Origin of the sequence: Tenacibaculum sp. L6, assembly GCF_028823685.1 — a bacterium.
Taxonomy (GTDB): Bacteria; Bacteroidota; Bacteroidia; order Flavobacteriales; family Flavobacteriaceae; genus Polaribacter.
The window spans coordinates 44,419-61,547 of record NZ_JAPEHZ010000007.1 but is presented as its reverse complement, the minus strand read 5'-3'; the positions used below and the strand labels follow the sequence as shown (position 1 = coordinate 61,547).

16 protein-coding genes are annotated in these 17,129 nt (G+C 28.3%); 1 reads left to right on the top strand and 15 read right to left on the bottom strand.

Annotated elements, in window-relative coordinates; genetic code table 11:
• The 15 genes from OU788_RS02840 to OU788_RS02770 all read right to left on the bottom strand — a co-directional run.
• On the bottom strand, positions 1-584 hold a 584-nt coding region (locus OU788_RS02840), incomplete at its 3' end, for a hypothetical protein (protein ID WP_274633752.1).
• A gap of 117 nt (positions 585-701) precedes the next feature.
• A complete protein-coding gene (locus tag OU788_RS02835) occupies positions 702-1,454 on the bottom strand; it encodes a hypothetical protein (protein WP_156167116.1) in 753 nt (250 codons plus the stop codon).
• A 150-nt stretch (positions 1,455-1,604) separates the two neighbouring features.
• Positions 1,605-2,330: a hypothetical protein gene (locus tag OU788_RS02830; protein WP_274633751.1), complete on the bottom strand. Its 726-nt coding sequence runs from the start codon at positions 2,328-2,330 to the stop codon at positions 1,605-1,607.
• Entirely contained in the window at positions 2,330-3,859 is a 1,530-nt protein-coding gene (locus OU788_RS02825) for a hypothetical protein (protein ID WP_274633750.1), read from the bottom strand. The genes OU788_RS02830 and OU788_RS02825 overlap by 1 nt, the downstream gene beginning before the upstream one ends.
• Before the next feature lie 6 nt (positions 3,860-3,865).
• Complete coding sequence (tssD, locus tag OU788_RS02820) at positions 3,866-4,651, bottom strand: type VI secretion system tube protein TssD (protein ID WP_274633749.1); 786 nt, start codon at positions 4,649-4,651, stop codon at positions 3,866-3,868.
• Between the two features lie 36 nt (positions 4,652-4,687).
• The gene (gene tssR, locus OU788_RS02815) at positions 4,688-7,012 is read right to left on the bottom strand and encodes a type VI secretion system protein TssR domain-containing protein (protein WP_274633748.1); all 2,325 of its coding nucleotides are present in this window, start codon (positions 7,010-7,012) and stop codon (positions 4,688-4,690) included.
• Between the two features lie 2 nt (positions 7,013-7,014).
• Positions 7,015-7,947 (bottom strand): PKD domain-containing protein, encoded by a 933-nt coding sequence (locus OU788_RS02810; protein ID WP_274633747.1) that lies wholly within the window; start codon positions 7,945-7,947, stop codon positions 7,015-7,017.
• A 10-nt stretch (positions 7,948-7,957) separates the two neighbouring features.
• On the bottom strand, positions 7,958-8,404 hold the full coding sequence (tssO, locus tag OU788_RS02805; RefSeq protein WP_047790415.1) for a type VI secretion system TssO: 447 nt from the start codon (positions 8,402-8,404) through the stop codon (positions 7,958-7,960).
• Between the two features lie 3 nt (positions 8,405-8,407).
• A complete protein-coding gene (gene tssO, locus OU788_RS02800; protein WP_047790414.1) occupies positions 8,408-8,905 on the bottom strand; it encodes a type VI secretion system TssO in 498 nt (165 codons plus the stop codon).
• 12 nt (positions 8,906-8,917) lie between these two features.
• Complete coding sequence (locus tag OU788_RS02795; RefSeq protein WP_047790413.1) at positions 8,918-10,084, bottom strand: hypothetical protein; 1,167 nt, start codon at positions 10,082-10,084, stop codon at positions 8,918-8,920.
• On the bottom strand, positions 10,077-10,955 hold the full coding sequence (locus tag OU788_RS02790; protein ID WP_047790412.1) for a TssN family type VI secretion system protein: 879 nt from the start codon (positions 10,953-10,955) through the stop codon (positions 10,077-10,079). Before OU788_RS02790 ends, OU788_RS02795 begins: the two co-directional genes overlap by 8 nt.
• A 14-nt stretch (positions 10,956-10,969) precedes the next feature.
• Positions 10,970-11,914 carry a hypothetical protein gene (locus tag OU788_RS02785; RefSeq protein WP_073184337.1) on the bottom strand — a complete coding sequence of 315 codons (945 nt, stop codon included), beginning with the start codon at positions 11,912-11,914 and terminating at the stop codon, positions 10,970-10,972.
• Positions 11,899-14,340 (bottom strand): AAA family ATPase, encoded by a 2,442-nt coding sequence (locus tag OU788_RS02780; RefSeq protein WP_274633746.1) that lies wholly within the window; start codon positions 14,338-14,340, stop codon positions 11,899-11,901. Before OU788_RS02780 ends, OU788_RS02785 begins: the two co-directional genes overlap by 16 nt.
• Complete coding sequence (locus OU788_RS02775) at positions 14,337-16,124, bottom strand: hypothetical protein (RefSeq protein ID WP_274633745.1); 1,788 nt, start codon at positions 16,122-16,124, stop codon at positions 14,337-14,339. The genes OU788_RS02780 and OU788_RS02775 overlap by 4 nt, the downstream gene beginning before the upstream one ends.
• Positions 16,125-16,141: 17 nt before the next feature.
• Entirely contained in the window at positions 16,142-16,510 is a 369-nt protein-coding gene (locus OU788_RS02770; protein ID WP_274633744.1) for a GPW/gp25 family protein, read from the bottom strand.
• 146 nt (positions 16,511-16,656) lie between these two features.
• On the opposite strand from OU788_RS02770, the gene OU788_RS02765 reads away from it, so the two are divergent.
• Positions 16,657-17,112: a hypothetical protein gene (locus OU788_RS02765; protein WP_047790407.1), complete on the top strand. Its 456-nt coding sequence runs from the start codon at positions 16,657-16,659 to the stop codon at positions 17,110-17,112.
• Positions 17,113-17,129: the final 17 nt, after the last annotated feature.

Below are 17,129 nucleotides of genomic sequence, written 5' to 3'. Positions count from 1 at the left end.
TATAGTTCTGTTTTCAAGTGATTATATCTACTTGGAGCGACACTAACTCCATTACTTTTGGACATTCTTCTATTAACTCCATAATCATCTAATATTTCCTTCTCATATTCGGAATGACTATTTCCCCAATCGTCTGGATTTCTTGAAATCTTGGTTTTATGTTTTTTTTCATCTTTCTCTTTCTTATTAAAATCTTCTATTTCTTTATCCTTCTTAGTATAAAAATTATCTAAAGCTTTTCCCAAATCGGTTTTAACATAAGCAGGTCTATTTATATGATGGTCTAATGCAGTAGCTTTACCTAACTTAGATTTAAAATAAGAACTAATTTTATAGCTATAACCTTTAGGTTTAAATTTTATAACAGTATCTAATCTTTTTTTTGTATCAATAATTTGTAGGCTTTGGAAATCAGAATCTTTGAATGCTTTCACAATTGGCTCAAGCAACTCACATTCAAGCTTTTGTTTATACGTCGAACTTTCAAAGCCTTTACGAATTTCTTTTTTGAGCTCTTTACCTTCTAACTTTTTATTGGTATTTGGAGATTTATAGAACATTTTTTTTCGTTTTCTATATCCCATTTTATTGCTGTTTTACAACTTATAAAAAGTAATAGAATAATTAATTTAGTGTATTTCATATTGAAATCTATTTTAGTTTTTTACTAATCTAAAATATTCAAGACTCTAATTCCTCTCCTAGTTGGAAACTTCTACTTTTGCTTTATTTTCATGAAACATTCCATCATCTTTTAACATTATTTCTCTTCTTATAAATATAGATTCATCCTCCATTGAATTATAACTATAAACAATAATATTATTAGAATCTATTGTAAAACACTCATGATAAGAAACATCTTCTAACCCAATCCCAGATGTAACCAACCTTACTCTATCTATTAATTTATTCTGAATGTTATTATAAGTGAGTAATTCTAAATTGTAACCTATAGGACTAATGTCTCCTTCTATAGTTTCATCAAATATTTTATTTAACAGTATAAAAAAGTCAATCTCTTTATAATTAGATTTTACTCTTTCATATAGATAATTCTCTGAAAAAAAAGTCCTTTTAATGTCTTCATCTTTATTTTCTAACAAAAAATAATAATAAGAAGGCTGATACTTTTTAGTTGAACTATTAATTTTTTCTATTGTTGTTTTATATAATAATCTATCTTCATCAGGACTTAAAACATTTAAACTATCAGTATTTAATTGAATATAGTATTCAATATTTTTAATAGTATTTTGCTCTTCTACAATATCTTTATCACAGTTATTTTCAAAAATTTTATTTTCTATAAACTTTACTTTATAAGCAAAACTTTTATTACCACTTTTCTTCACTTCCTCTTTATTAGTGTTCCCTTTATCTTCTTTTTTATTTACATTGGTAGTACATTGTGTTAAAAAAAGAAGCGAAAGAATAAATATACTTTTCATCATTTTTTATATTTTCTCTAGTTGAGAAACTTTTATTATTTTGTTTACATGAGATAAAAACTATCAAGAGTAGCATTATTAAACTACTTTTTCTCTTTAATAAATTTTTTACCATAAACATTTGATAGTTTAATCTACTCTTTATAATAAAAACTATTTACTCTTCTTTATAAAAGAACCTGTATCATTTACTGTAAACTCTTCTGAACTTAACAATTTATATTCAGAGCTTAAGTCATGTCCTTTAACTAGAAAATCATATACATATATGTGTAAGTTTTCATCAACAAAAAATACTTTTTCATTCTGTATATACATAGCCCCTAAATATTCACCCTTATAGCTTTGTGTAAAATACTCAGTAGTATTTAAAACTTCTATTTCTGCTATTATATTATTTTGAGAATCTATTGTTACTAAATATCCTCTATTGGCTTCTTCACTTTCAGCATTGAATACTTTTTCAGACATGTCCTTTCCTATCGTGGTTACATAACAAAGTGAATAGTTTCCTGTTCTATATAACACCCCATATGGATAATTCACAGTATTCCTTTCAATATACTCTATTTTAATATTATTTGGTAAATAAAATGTTTTTTTTATATCTGGGATTTCTAATCCTTCTCCCTCTATTTTAGGGTTTAGCTCTTTTAATTTTCTATACCCTAAAATTGCTTTTCCGAAATGCAATTCATCAAACCAACCTAGGTCATTGTATTCATATTTAATTAAATCTTCATTTCCAAAAGGTAAATTATTAACCTTGGGGGGTTTTGATTGCTCATTTTTAGCAATCAGTTTTTGGTTTCTTTTGTTGTTATTTTGTTGTTTACAAGAAACAGTCAAAACAAGCAGAAAAATTATTATCCTTCTCATTATTTCTTATAATTTGGAGTAAAGCTACCTGAATGTAGATGATCGTTATGATATTTATCTTTGGTTCCATGTGTATAACTCATACTACTACCTACATAGTGTAACTTAAACCCAAAGTCCCATAAAGCATTAATAAATTTTTGTTCATCCGTTTTTTTGCTTAAATAACATGTGTCAATACTTTGTCCATTAACATGAGTTGTACTAGGATAACAGCTAGAATCTTCATAAGATGACCCAGTGGATTTAACATCATTAAATCCACATTTCGCAAGAGCTCCAAGAAATCCTGCAAATAGTTCTGGATTAGAATAAACTCTTAATGTTTCATGAAAAGTAAATTTTATTTTTGTATTTCCTTTTGAATAGTTCACCTCTTTCATTTTGACTAATTTTACTTTCCCTGTGCCTTTCTCATATATTCTATACTTAATTCTAAAGCTCCCTTTTGTTATTATATCTCCATCTGAATAAATCCTTGTTTCTTCTGCATCAACCCCTTCTTTATCATATGTTATAGTCTTTACAGCTGTCTGTTTATCTTCCTCCTTTTCCTCATCTTCTCTAAATCTATTAGATGATAATGTTTTCCCCTTTTTAAGTTTATCTACTTCAATAACATCAAAGTTTCCTAAACTATGTTTGCCTCCTTCTTTATCATGATAGATATAACTCACTTCTTTCAATCCTTTAAAATCTAGTTTACTTATTTCTCCCGTATGATAAATATTTATGATATTTTGATTTATTAACTCAAACCAATTTCCTTCTCCATAATACCAGTAGTTCGGACGGTTATCAAAAATTTCCTCATATTTTACTTCAAACCAATTTTGATTTGCAGACTCTGCATCTACAACCATAAACAGCTTCGTTTTTTTATCGGTTGTTTTATTTAGAGCTTCTCTGTATTTTTTCTGATCTTTCTCTTCTTTAGGTGATAGTGTAACTGCGTCTATTGCAAAGTTTCTAAAATCTTCAGCATTTGATATGTTCTTTTTATTTTGCTCTGTAAATCTACTTACATACGTTTCAATAACACTAGTCTTTTTACCATCTTGCTGTAAAACTATAGGACTATCTTTTTCTACTAAACATTTTTTTTCGGCTTGTTTTAAACTTAACTTTATGCGTTTATTAGCCATATTTTCGGTTTCAACTACCATATACACCTCATCTCCTAAATTAGCATTAGCTAGTTTTGTAAACTCTATTTTTGGCAGAATTAAAGGAATATCAATACAATCTCCTTTTGTATATGAGTCTTTTTTAAGTACCTCTACTATGTGAGCAACTGTTGTCTGCTGTTGCTTTTTTTGTAAACCTCCCTTAATGTTTTTATAAATAATTGTTGCTATCTTTTCCTTACGAGCTTTTGTACTTGTATTATTGCTCCCTTTGAAAGTATAACTTTCTGTTTCTCCTGTTTTCTCAGTACCTTTAATCTCTTTTTTTGCCAAATAAGCTTTTTTTACTCGTTGGGTTTTAATTTTCAGAGTATTACTTGGTTTTACGGTTAATGTTGCCATAGCTAATTAATTTTGTATTGTTTCTCTTTCTCCTTCTTGTTGAACAACTACACGTAACTTCAATTTATGTTCGCTACTAGTTACCTTAAAATCTTTTATAATATCGTTTTCTATAACCTTATCGTTGTATACAAAATCTTTGGTGTGGTTACTTAAATCAATATCTATTGTTTGTCCTATAGCATTTTCTGTTTTCAATACTAAGTACACTTCTTCTCCTGTATGTGGTTCTGCTTGTTTATTACCTTCAAGGTCGGTATAGTAACAAGTAAAACGCGGTGTTGTATCTTCTTTAGCTTTGTATGGTGTAGCTTCTTTTATTGGTATAAAACTTTCTTGCCAGTGTTTTATATAACGTGTAGTACTTTTTTTACTCCAGCTAGAGTTATTAAAAAATCGATAGTCTTGCATAGCTGGAGATATGGTTAGAGTTACCTGCATACCTGACTGATTACAAAACCTTTCATGGTAATTGATGAGTGTACCATCTTGAAAGTTGTATTCAAAAATTTCTAATCCGTCATAATCATCTTGATAAAAAACAATTTTACCGTCTCTTAACTGATATAAGTCAAAAGGATATGGTATTTTTTTGTTTTCGGTTCTGTCTGCGATTATCCACTCTAAAAAACTATCATCATACATTTGCGATTCAAATGTAACTGAGATGATTCCTCCCATTAAGGCAGAGGTAGGTTTTCCGTTCCAATCAATAAGCCGATTGTAATTTAAATTTGTATTGAAAAGTTCTCGTTCTTCTCCACATACAAATAGCTTTGCTTTAACATTCATTTTTAGGCAATTTTCGGGGTTCTTCCTAACTATTAACTAGGGCAACAGTTCTAAAGGTATAAAGTACACTTCACTTCTATAACCTTCTTCTACTTTTTGCAACTTATTTTTTAAAAATAATTCTTCTAATTTATCTATTTTTTCATATTGTTGAAAATAAAACTTTTCAAAACCATTTTTTCCTACTCTTTTTCTTGGCAATTTATATATTCCTAAACAGTAATATCCTTCATGATTTAAAGGAATTCCTGATTTAAAGTAAAATAAATCTGCTATTGTTGCTTTTCTACTTAAAACATATCTATAGGCAGCTTTGTTTAATATTTTTATTTGTTTTTGGTACAATCGTTTTATTACTCTTCGCTTTTTTCTTGTAATGGGTTTTGCCATTTGAGGAAATGTGCTGCGATAATTTTCTATTAATTCTATAATTTCATCTTTATCTAAGACATAGCCTTTTTTTATTATACTATCGTTAAGTAATGATACTTTTTGGTACAATACTTCATGTAAATTGTTTCTGCTTAATTGAAAAAGACGTAAGCTGTCTGTATTTAACTCTTTATATCTTGTTTTTATCGTTGTGCTTGGTTCACTTCTTAAAACTCCTAGTTTTTTATTAAAGTAATTTAACGAGGATATAAGCTTATTATTTGTTAATGTAGATCTTTTTAAAACAGTATCTATCGCTTTTTCTAAAGATAGAGGAGTTAATGAACTTTCTATTCTTGGAAAAATAACGCCTCCATTAAAAAGGCTATTATCTGGAGCATCGTACACATAAATATTATCTTCATCAGCAGGTATCTTTTTTAGGATATTGTTTTCTACTATAATTTCATTATCCACAATAAAATTCTTGATAAATTCATTATAATATTTTCCTGTTTTATACAAAAACTCTTTGCTTCCTAATATATAATTCTGAGATCTTACACTTTGATTATTGTCTAATTGTGCAAAAATAATTTTAGGTGATTTTTTAGCTATTTTTTCAAAAAAAGTATCTTTTTGCCTTTTAATATCATTCGTGTTTTCTTTGCTTGAAGCAATGATGAAGAAATTGTTTTCAAAACGCTTATTTTCATCTGAAAAATTATCTATTACATAATTTACTGCTTTGGGAATAGACATTGTTTTTTCAACGTATTCTACAGCTAAATTGTTTTGATTACTTTCTATAAAAGATTCAACAAAGCTAATCCACTCTGAAAAAGAGCTTGTTTTTTCTAATATTGCTGTTCCTTTTCTATCGACTAAAATTGCAGAAAAACTGTATTGAGCTTCAGTAGGTTCTTGAAATAAGGTTATGTATAAACTTTGTAATGAGTTCAATATTTTTTTTAGATGTTCGCTTTCCTCATTTTTAGAAATAAAATGGAAGTTTACTACCTTCGACTCCTCTTTCATAAATTTTATTTCTTTTGTATAAAAGCTATTTCCTTTTACATTAATAAGTTTATTTTTATCATGATTCCAAACATGTACTGGAGCTATCAAGTCTTTAGTAACATCTGTTTTTAAGTTTTTATATCCTGTATATAAGTATTTAGACAATACATCTTCACCTGTAAGTTGAATTGTATCTTTATTACTAACTGCCAATAAACTATCAGTGTCATTTATAACATATACTTGACTTTGTCCAATACGTGTAATTAAGTTTGATGGTATCCAACCTACTGTTTGAGAAATAGAGTCTTTTAAAACGGGTTTATCTGACACAAATACTGCTTTCCCTTTTTCATCATACTTATAAGGGTATACAATTTGATTAGACACTAACTTTTTGTTTGACTTTGTTCTAAAAAAGGGATCTTTAAACACATTTACAGAGTCTACTTCCATATATGGTTTCAAATCAAAAAGTCGTAACGTTTTATCTGTTCCTACCTTATATTTTATAGGTTTATTATTACATGTTTCTAAAAACGAATGATTATACTCTATTACATTACTTGTAGGAATCCATCCTAAATATTCTACTTGCTCTGAATCTTTAAAGTTAAACTTATCTCCATAGAACATAGAAAACAATCCTTTGGGTTTTCCTATTTGATCTGGGTTGGCTACTACTACTTCATACGAGTTTTCTTTTTCATCAATTACATACAACGGAGTAAGTAATCCTTTTTTCTTAAACTTTTCTTGCACATATGGTCCTTTATAAAAAGAGTTTTCCTCTCTATCTGAAAAGACCATTTTTAACGAAGCATCGTGCTTCGTTTTTGCTTTTTTTAGATAGTTAAACCTATCAGTTTTTACTTCTTTTACTTTCTCATATTTCCCTATAGTTTGTGATACAATAGGGAAGGAATATAGCAACAGCAAAAAAATAAAAAGTGTTATTTTTTTTTGCATTATTATCTTAGTAAACTTTGTGTTACATTTAATCTTTTGAAACATTTAATTGTATCTATTTCAACTTTATTTATAATTATTTTGCTTCTTTTCTTATTTTCTAAATAGTGTAAACCTTGGCAGTAACTAAAAAAGTCATTATACCTTCCTCCATTAACAATTACAAGTATGTCTTCTGCTTGATTACATGTATAGTTATTTTTTATATAATTTAAGTTTTTATAAAAAGTTTCTCTATCTGTAACCTTGCTATCTGCTATTGCTTGAAGTCTTTTTCTAATATCATTTTGCACAACCCCTAAAGAGTCTACTTTTTCTAATTCCTCAACTTTTTCAAATCTTGGTAAAATCTTTATATTATGAAATATTGGGTATTTTAATGTATTTGTTTGAAGTTTTACCCTGTAGTCTCCTGGTTTACTATATCTGTAAATTACTTGTTCTTCATAAGCATCAACTGTACCTGTTTCTCCAAACTCCCAATACCAGGTATTTATTCCTTTTCCCTCGGTAAAAAACACTAATTCTTCTCCTACATAACCTTCATCTACGCCATGCAATGTAACCAAAGAGTCTCTAGGTGATAGTTTTGGTAAAGAAACTATACCTATTTGTTTTGAAACAGTAAACTTATCGTTTATTTTTATTGATACTAAATACTTACCTTCTTTACGGTATTTATAATCGATATTTCCTGGTTTTACTATAGAATCTCCATTTCCCATATGCCACACCACTTTTCTTCCTTCAACTAAACTCGTATCATTTAAAAGGAAAAACAGTTTTTCACCAACCTCAAACTGGTAGTTACTATTAGATTCAGACACGTAAAAATCTAAATTACTGAGTCTTGATTTATAAGGTGCAAATATGGCCAGTATTAATACTAATAAAGCTATAAAAATTAAAGCTGATAATTTAAATTTATTAGACATATTCTTTTATTTAAATATTAGCTTTACATTCTTCTAGATTTTCTTTCAGAACTTTATTATTCCTTTTTAAAGCATTGTATTCTTCACTCAAATCGAAAAACATTTTAAGCGTTTTTGATGATTGAACTCCGAATATATATCTATTATTCATATCGTTATCTCTATAAATTTTTTTGTATTGTTGAATTTCCTTATCTAACTCGTCTAATACCTGAATTTGAATAACATCAAAAGGTATTTCTTGAATTTTTTTATGTGTATTTTTTATTTTTTTTGTGTATTCTTCCTGAATATCAAAAATTTCTTCTGAAGCGTCAATACTATTTAGCAGCTCTTTGCTTTCTACTACAGGCACTTTAAATATAAATTTAGTTAGTATTATAAACACTACTGTAGAAATTATTATAAACAAAAGAGAAAACCTTATTTTTTCCCAAAAAATCTCATGTTTATCCATAGCTTACTCTTTATTTAAATTTTTATTTAAATCTTTATATTTCTCTCTGCACTTTTCTAATTGTTCTTTATTGGCTTCTCTTGTATTAACTTCTTTGTTATAATTTTCAAGAAGTGATTGTATATTCCTTATTTCAGACAAAAACTCACCGTAAATTTTGTAATAGTTGTTTTCTTTTTTTGTACTATCTATACTTTGTCTTATTTCTACTCTGGTGTTAGTTATAATCTTCTGCATTTGCCTATATTCTCCAATATTCCTTCTTTTATTTTTTAAACTATATAGGTTTTTAAAAAGCTCTTCCATTTTAAAATTTAACATAGCTTGTTTTTTAAAAACTTCATTGTAATGAGATTGTTTACTCTCAATTAAAACAACCCCTTTTTCTGCTATAATTAAAGTGACATATAAACAAAAGAATACGACTACTGCTGTTAAAGAGAATGATGCAAAAAACTTAAGTATTTGTTTTCTCCTTTCTTTGTGATTTAAAGCTTTCATAAGAAATTTATATTAATCAATTATACTCCAAGTACTATTTTTACCTCTATTTCTATTGAATTGCGCTCCAGACTCTTCATTAATTACGATATTATCTTTTCTTTGTCCTATATACTCTAGTTCACTCATCTTTTTAAATACGCGCTCCAACATAACTACAAACCTATTTAGCACATCAAACGTTTCTGCTATCTCAATATGGTTGTACTTAACGTTTACAGCATCAACTATTGCATCAAGGAAAACAGAAGGCTTAATGTCTGTCCATTGATAATAATATTGTAGTAATTGCTCTTTCTCTTTATCATCCATAATACTCAAGCAAATAGAAAGCTTATTTGCTAACACCACTAACCTATCAACCAAATACATAGGTGATCTACTAGTAGAAATATTTTCTAAATTAAAAATATTATCACTGTAGTACTCTTGCAGTTTACTGCAAATTGAAAAGGTATTGGCTACTAATTTATTACTGCTTTTTTGCCCATTATTTTTTTTGAAAATTTTAATCGAATAGTTTTTAGACTTAATAAGCATTTGTAATAACCCTTTTCCAAATCCTTCTAACCTTTCATTAGATGTTAAATTAACAACAGGAGGCACATAACTTTCATCAATAGAAAACAATCCATTTGTCCATAACACCTTTCCTATGACCAAAAAGTGTTCTTTTAAAAAGCTAGTATTAATTTTTGAAACTGGAAGTGTATGTAGTTCTAATTTAGGTAATACATTAGGATGATGTAAAGGTATAACTTCAGGGTCTGGAATACCTACTGGTAAATACTCAAATGGAGATAGCGAAAGCATTATATAAAATTCTTCGCTTTCTGTTTTATCAAAATCAGATGTTTTTAATGTTACTGATGGTGAATTTGCCCCATACAAATCTCGGTGATACATAATCCTGTATCCTTTTTCTGTGATGGCGTTACAAGATTTCAGTTTTATTACTAAAGAGTTATCTCCATCGTTTAAAACATCTAATTGTAGGTTTTCAAAATTAGTTCCTCCATCAACTAATCCATATTCATAATTTTTAAGAGAAACCGAATTGTAGTCTTTTATGGTTTCAATTGTGTTGTTATAATTTTTAAAAAAATGTTCTGCAGATATTTTTACTCCGTCAGTCCAATTTATTGGTAAGTAATTCATTTTATTATTTTTCTTATTCATCTTCAATGGTGTTTAATGCAGTTCTTCTTATATATATAGTTTGTTTATTCCTTATTTTATTAAACTTCCCGTCTTTTTCAGCGTCTAAGACTTTTGTAAAAAGAGGAAAATTAAACCATTTGTTTGTGTAAAAAATCCAACCAATTGGCTCTCCCTCCAAATAAGTATCAATCATTCTATCAGGAAATCTAAAGTTTTGATCTTCTATAAATCGATTAAACCACATACCTACTGATACCTCCATGGGTAACTTTACTGAAAAAGAACTGTAGTTTTTATCTTCTGGATTTCTTTTAATTTTTACTGTTACTTGTATTAATTTAAAAACGTCTACATTATCCCAATACATATCACTAACTCCATTATCTGAAACATTCCAGGCTTTATAAAATGGTTTTGATATGTTTAAAAAGTATTCTAAAGACATTGTGTATAGTAATGGTAACACAAACCAAATTATTGATAACATTGCCCAAAGTGCGTAAGGTAAATTACTTATTTTTTCAAAAATTAGATAATACAGCCACCCTGAAAGAAGCATTACTATAAAAGCAAAAAATAGTGTATGGAATTTATTATCTAGGCCTATAGATTTGTAAAACTTTGTATTTTGAAAAAGCATGAAAAACACACCTATAAAAAGATAACACAAAACTGTGAGTATCAACCCTACCCAAACAAATTCATATTTTAATAAACTAATTAAAACTGGGGCTACTAGAACTATAGTTAGCAATAAAACCAAGACTATTGCCTTTTTTATATTAAACGATTTTTTTGCTTTTACTATGTTATTTAATACCATTAAAGAAACAATAGCTATTAATGGTGCTAAAAGAAATTTTAAAAAATATACTATTATTATGTTCATAACTTTTTCTTTTCTTATTTAGTTAAATATGAATCATACCCTAAAAATCTTTCTGATAAAACAAAAGATTGATCAGAGTTTGTTTTATAAGTGATATGAATTTTTCTTGAGGAAATTAAAAAGAAGTTTAACACTTCCTTTATTTGTAAAACACTTTTTTCTAAAACTTTAAAGTTTTCTACTTCTTTTTCTAATACCACAACTACTTTAACATCATCTATCTCACTATAAACCTCACCACTTAAACCTAGATCTACTCCTAAAACAGCATCTCCTAAACTTAAAAAAGGAGATTCTTTTATAGCACAAGGTATATAACTAAGCTCTACTTTTAAGCCTAAAACAATTTGTATTAGTTTTTCTAACTCGACTAAATTCTCTTTAAAAAACTCAGACTTACATAAATTAAGAAATAGTTTATACAATGACTCATCTGATATTTCTATATCAAAACCTATAATTTGTTTAAAAATATTTAATAGGTTTTGTTTTGATTTTTTGTCTGAAAAAAAGTTTAAGCTTCTATTATTAATCCTAACTCTTTCTTTAAATATTTCTGTATCAAATAGTGTAAAAAAATTAATATCTCCTTTTTCTTTTTCCCTATTTCTACGAATTGTATCAACTACTTCCTTCTTATTATCTGAATTAACCCCTAAGGAAAGAGGGTAAAATAATATTTCTGGTAACTGATGATATATACTATTTCTACTTAAATTTACTACTAAGTTCTCTTCAAACCCTGTGTCTTTAGCAATAAAATTTGAATTAATAGACAAAACATCTTTAGATTGAGCTCTAGTATTCATACCGTGATTTTTCACAATTAATACTTCTGAGACATCTTTTTTTAATAAAAACTCTAATTCTTCAATAAAAACCTCACCTATAAAGTTAGATGTCATATTACGAACAAGCTCGTCTATAACGGTATCATTTTCATTTACACTAGCTCCCATACAAGATTATTGTTTTTATAATCTAATAATACATGATCTCCTTTATTTACCTGTTCAGAAACTATCATTTTAGATATTATCTTTTTCACGTATGTTCTTACAACTCCTGCAATGGGTCTGGCTCCATACTTTTGAGAAAATCCTTTTTTTGACAAGAACTCTAAAGCTTCATCAGAAATATCTAACACTATTTGTTTTTGTTGTTCTAATTGCTTTCTTAGTTTATTAAAGTGTATTACTAAAATATCTTGTGCTACTTTTTGATTTATTGGCGCAAATGGAACTACTTCTGTTAACCTCCCTAAAAATTCTGGTCTAAAGTGTTGTGCCATTACCTCTATTAACTCATTTGAGGTCGGAATTTTTCCTCCTGTTATTTGCTCAGCAATCCATTGACTACCTATGTTAGATGTAAAAATGACAATCGCATTAGAGAAATCTCCTTCTCTTCCTAATTTATCATGAATTACTCCTTCATCCATTAATTGTAGAAAAACATCATACACAGAACTGTGAGCTTTTTCAATTTCATCAAATAAAACTACTGAATATGGACGCTGTCTAATTTTTGTTACTAACATCCCTCCTTCTTCATATCCTACATAACCTGGAGGTGCCCCATAAAGTAGCGCTGCTGAATGTTCCTCTTTAAATTCAGACATATCAAAACGAATCATTGCTGTTTCATCATCAAATAGTAACTCTGCTAATGATTTAGTTAATTCAGTTTTTCCTGTTCCAGTAGGTCCTAAAAAGAAGAAAGAACCAATTGGTTGTTTAGGGTTACTAAGTCCACTTCGCGATTCAATAATAGCATCAGAGAGTGTTTGAATAGCGTTTGACTGCCCTTTAACTCTTTCTTGTAACTTTTTATCAATATTTAAAAGACGTTCTTTTTCTTCTGTTTGAATTTTTCCTAAAGGAATGCCTGTAATTTCTGATACAACAGCTTCAATATTCATTTCACTTACAATATCAATAGGCGTCTTAGCTAGCTCTTTTAACATTGATAAGAATTCATCAACCTTCGATATTTCTTGTTGTAAATCTGGATTATCAGATACTAAATTAAATGACTTGGTAACTTTTGAGGTTTGAATAACACTAACTTTTCTATAAATAGTATTGTATATTAATTGTAAATCTGAAAATTCAAACTTTTCCGAGTCTTTAACTTCATTAAACTCTTTTTCTATTTTTCTAACCTCTGTTAATACCGTAGCGTTGCTCATCTTTACAGCTGCTACAGTTTTATCTATTAAATCTATTGCACCATAAGGTAACTTCTTTTCCTTAAAATACCTTTTTGAAAGATGTATAGATTCCTCAATTGCTCTATCTGAAATTTTAATATCAAAATGTAGTTCCAACCTTTTTTTATGTCTATGTAAACACTTTAACATCTCTAGGCTACCTAATTCCTCTAGCTTCAATATTTCTAATTTACCATCTATAGGGTGTCTTTCAAGATTTTTCCTGTATGAATCTGAATTAATTGTAAAAATCATATTAATACGCCCTTCACTTAATTGAGCGTTTAAAATATTAACAATAGCATTGGTTTTTCCTGATGCGTTTTCAAGCAATACATGAAGATCATCAATAACTAATATGGAAGGAGCATCAATAGACTCTAATTTCTCAAATAGTTCTGATATTTTCTTATTTACATCATTTTCAGAGCTTGCTCCTGCTAATAATTTTGGGACATTGAGTTTAAACACTAAGTGACTTTTCAAATACTCATCTGTACTATTACTCAATTCTCTTACGAAGTAGTTTACTGTTGCTGTTTTTCCTATACCTGAATCTCCTACTAAAATAACTCCCTTGCTTTCTGATCTTTCAAAATTTTCTAAAATCAATCGAACTTCTTTTTCTCTACCTAAGATTAAGTTTCCTTTTTGTATTACCTCTTCTGTTTGAAGGTCTTCGATATAGGAACTTATTGCAGAAATATTTTCCTTAACGTTTGATTCTAAAAAAGTGGGAGTATTAGCATTGTAATGATTTAAAATATCTTGTTCTGTTATACCTAATGTTTCTATTTGTTGTCCAGAATACACAACTCCCTCTCTTACAACTGCTGTAAAAATACATAAGGCATCAATATTTTCCGTTCCTAATTTAATTTTTGAACGTTCAGATTCTTCGAAAACCTTAGCAACTTCATGGTCTGGATTTACATCTCCAGAAGCTTTTAGTGGAGTTGACTTATACATTTCTTTCATTACCTCAAACCACTCAAGAATATAGTTAGCATCTTTACCCATGCTATCAATAATCTCTTCTAAACCAGTTGGTTCATTAATTAGCGATGTTATTAAATGACTAACACCATAGGTACTTTGATTTTCTCTGTAAGCAATACTTTTAGCTCTTTTTATGCTTGATAAAGCACTTGAACTGTAATCTTTTTCTATCATTTTTTTATAAAAAATACTTTATATGTTATATTTGATATTGATCTTTTTTCTAATTCTTTTTCAAGATAATAACTGAAAAGGTTTTGTTTTTCTTCAGAAATTAACTCTCTCTTAGTTTTTATGTATATATCTGTAGTTCTAATTAATCCTTTTTTCTTTTCTTTTGATATTGCAACACCATCTTTTATAGAAAGGCTCTCAACAAAATGCCCTATTTTATTGTTTATAAAACTTTTAACATCTTCTCTAGTTACAATTCTTTCTCTAGTAAGTAACCCATAGCGCAGTCCATTTATTTTGTCGTGCTCCTCTTTTCTTATATGCCCACCTATTGTATCTGTTTTGAGTTTTATTTTACTATCAATAAACTTACCTGTTCTATACTGATTAAAAGTATAACTAGTATTGATATCATTTGCGTGGTTTGCATTAGTTAGCCAATACTGAAATTCATAATTAAAGGCATCTTTATGTGGATAGGTTAACAAAAATGTTTTGTTATTATTTGCATTAACCTCACCAAACTCTAAATGAATTTTCTTATCAATCTCATCTAGTTTTTCATGCAAATCATCTAAATATGCTTGAATAATATCATACCCTATTGCAGAAAAAGCACTACCCTCTTCTCTTACAGTTTGAGAAGTTTTACTTAACATCATCTTAGCACTTCTTGTATCAAACCTTCCTATGTCTCCAAAGTAGAGAGAATAACCTCCTTCAAGACTTTCTGTAGAGTTTTCTATAACGTTACTATAACTATTTCCTTTATCATCACTTAAACTTTCTATATTTAAAAAGTAGTTTTCACCTTCACTCAGTACCGATAAGATCCTTCCATTTTTTCTAAAGTTATGTTGTTTATACTCTAACTTTCTATTAACTACTGGAAAAGTATTTAAACTTACCTCTATTCCTTGTAGTTTCTCTCTAGAAAAAACTTCTGGTAACTTTACTTTAAACCATAAAAGCTTTTTATCTAAATCTTCAGGCTCAATAAAAAAATCAGTTTGCTCTCCAAATAATTCATTTATTGTTTTTTGTTGTCTACAAGACTCATTTAAATTTAAAGTATAAAAACAGTCTTCATAAAAAGAAATTACATCTTCAAAGTAGTGAACTTCTTTGTTGTTATTTATTAAAACTTCCTTATCTAGAAACATTTCATTCTCATCAACATCATACACCTTCATTGTTTTTAAAAAAGGTAAAAGCGAAGTATCTTTTAGTATAAAACAAAGAGATAGATTATTAGTTTCTTCCAATAAATCATCTAAAATTTCAACACCAAACCAAAGTTCGTAATCTTTAATTTTCTTTTCTTCAGATAAATAAAGAGCATCCTCCATGTTACCAAATCGGTTTTCACAAACCAACAACTTATCATCGTACCCTAAATATTTAATAGATGCATTTATTAGCTTTTTTGTAATAATTGGAGTAAAAAAAACATCTAACTTATCTTCTCCAAATCTTCTCTTTGAGCAATAAAAATGATCTGAAACATTTAATTGTGTCGTATCGTCTTCCGGCTGAGCTTTTAATAAAGCATGTGAAGGTGATGGTAAGGACCACTTGTTACTTACCAAAATTCTGGATAACCTATCTAATAATTCTTTATCTGAAACATCTATTTGTTGGTGTAATTTTGATATTTCATAAGCAAAAGTATGTAAAAGCAAGTCTAAAATAGGATCTACACTCCTTTTATCTTTAATGCCCCATAATTCCATCGAACGCAATAGCATTCGATTTTTAATTTTCATAAAATATTCGTCTCTCATTGCTATTTTTATTTTTTTTATTGTGATAAAGGACTAATGTAAAAAAGTGTAGCAAAATTAAATGGCGCATCGGTTTCTATAATTGTACCAAATACTTTAATTTCTGCTTTTCTTCTTACATGAACATCCGTAGTCTCAGCATCATCATCTATTTCAGATAACCTTACACTAACTCTAATATCCTTGAGTCTTGGCTCATACTCAACAAAGGCATAATATAAAGAATCTTTAACTTTTTCTTCCCATTTATTAATTTTAACCAATTGGTTAAATTCTAAATCCCAAATATCGGAACCATAATTCGGTCTTCCAAAAACCTCACCTTGTTTTGAAGTAGCAATTATCATGAGGTGTTGAGCTATGGATTCTTCAAGTGTACACCCCAATCTATTATTTTCTTTATTTCTTTTTGTTATACTGGAAAAGTCTAGGGGGATCTTCAAATAATTCATTTTTCCTTAATTTTTTTCTGTAAAAATAATTTTTTTTATCAAATATTTAATAGATTCGTAGCAGAATAAAAAAAATTATTATGGCAATGTACAATTACGGAATTGGAGGCAATGAAGTTAAAGTTGATGCTAATGAATCAATCGCAAACATTTCTTCCAACAAAACTTTATTAATCCAAAAACTTACCGACGAAGCTCCTGCAACCCCCGAAGCTATCTATGGTTTAGACACAATCGAAGCTGTATTCGAGAAGTTTTCACCTTCAGTGAATCTTGAACACACCGATGAAAATGGCGCCGACGTTAAAGAATCTTTAAATTTCAACAATTTAGGTGATTTTAATGTTGAGAACATTAAGGCTAATAGCTCTTTTTTAAATAAGCTAGATATAGAAAAAGACCAGTATCTAAGAATTTCAAGACAACTATCTTCTAACAGAGCGCTAATGAAAGCACTTAGTAACCCTGAAACAAAAGATACCTTTATCAAAATTTTAGAAGAGTCAATTAAAGAAATCGAGCAAGCCGAACAATAAAACCAAAAAAAACATAA

Bases quoted from the DNA above. Each gene is read 5' to 3' on its own strand.
- tssD (WP_274633749.1), bottom strand. From the start codon at position 4,651: ATGAATGTTAAAGCAAAGCTATTTGTATGTGGAGAAGAACGAGAACTT.
- OU788_RS02780 (WP_274633746.1), bottom strand. From the start codon at position 14,340: ATGATAGAAAAAGATTACAGTTCAAGTGCTTTATCAAGCATAAAAAGA.
- OU788_RS02775 (WP_274633745.1), bottom strand. From the start codon at position 16,124: ATGAGAGACGAATATTTTATGAAAATTAAAAATCGAATGCTATTGCGT.
- OU788_RS02830 (WP_274633751.1), bottom strand. From the start codon at position 2,330: ATGAGAAGGATAATAATTTTTCTGCTTGTTTTGACTGTTTCTTGTAAA.
- OU788_RS02825 (WP_274633750.1), bottom strand. From the start codon at position 3,859: ATGGCAACATTAACCGTAAAACCAAGTAATACTCTGAAAATTAAAACC.
- OU788_RS02765 (WP_047790407.1), top strand. From the start codon at position 16,657: ATGGCAATGTACAATTACGGAATTGGAGGCAATGAAGTTAAAGTTGAT.
- OU788_RS02795 (WP_047790413.1), bottom strand. From the start codon at position 10,084: ATGAATAAGAAAAATAATAAAATGAATTACTTACCAATAAATTGGACT.
- OU788_RS02785 (WP_073184337.1), bottom strand. From the start codon at position 11,914: ATGGGAGCTAGTGTAAATGAAAATGATACCGTTATAGACGAGCTTGTT.
- OU788_RS02810 (WP_274633747.1), bottom strand. From the start codon at position 7,947: ATGTCTAATAAATTTAAATTATCAGCTTTAATTTTTATAGCTTTATTA.
- tssO (WP_047790414.1), bottom strand. From the start codon at position 8,905: ATGAAAGCTTTAAATCACAAAGAAAGGAGAAAACAAATACTTAAGTTT.
- OU788_RS02835 (WP_156167116.1), bottom strand. From the start codon at position 1,454: ATGATGAAAAGTATATTTATTCTTTCGCTTCTTTTTTTAACACAATGT.
- tssO (WP_047790415.1), bottom strand. From the start codon at position 8,404: ATGGATAAACATGAGATTTTTTGGGAAAAAATAAGGTTTTCTCTTTTG.
- OU788_RS02790 (WP_047790412.1), bottom strand. From the start codon at position 10,955: ATGAACATAATAATAGTATATTTTTTAAAATTTCTTTTAGCACCATTA.
- tssR (WP_274633748.1), bottom strand. From the start codon at position 7,012: ATGCAAAAAAAAATAACACTTTTTATTTTTTTGCTGTTGCTATATTCC.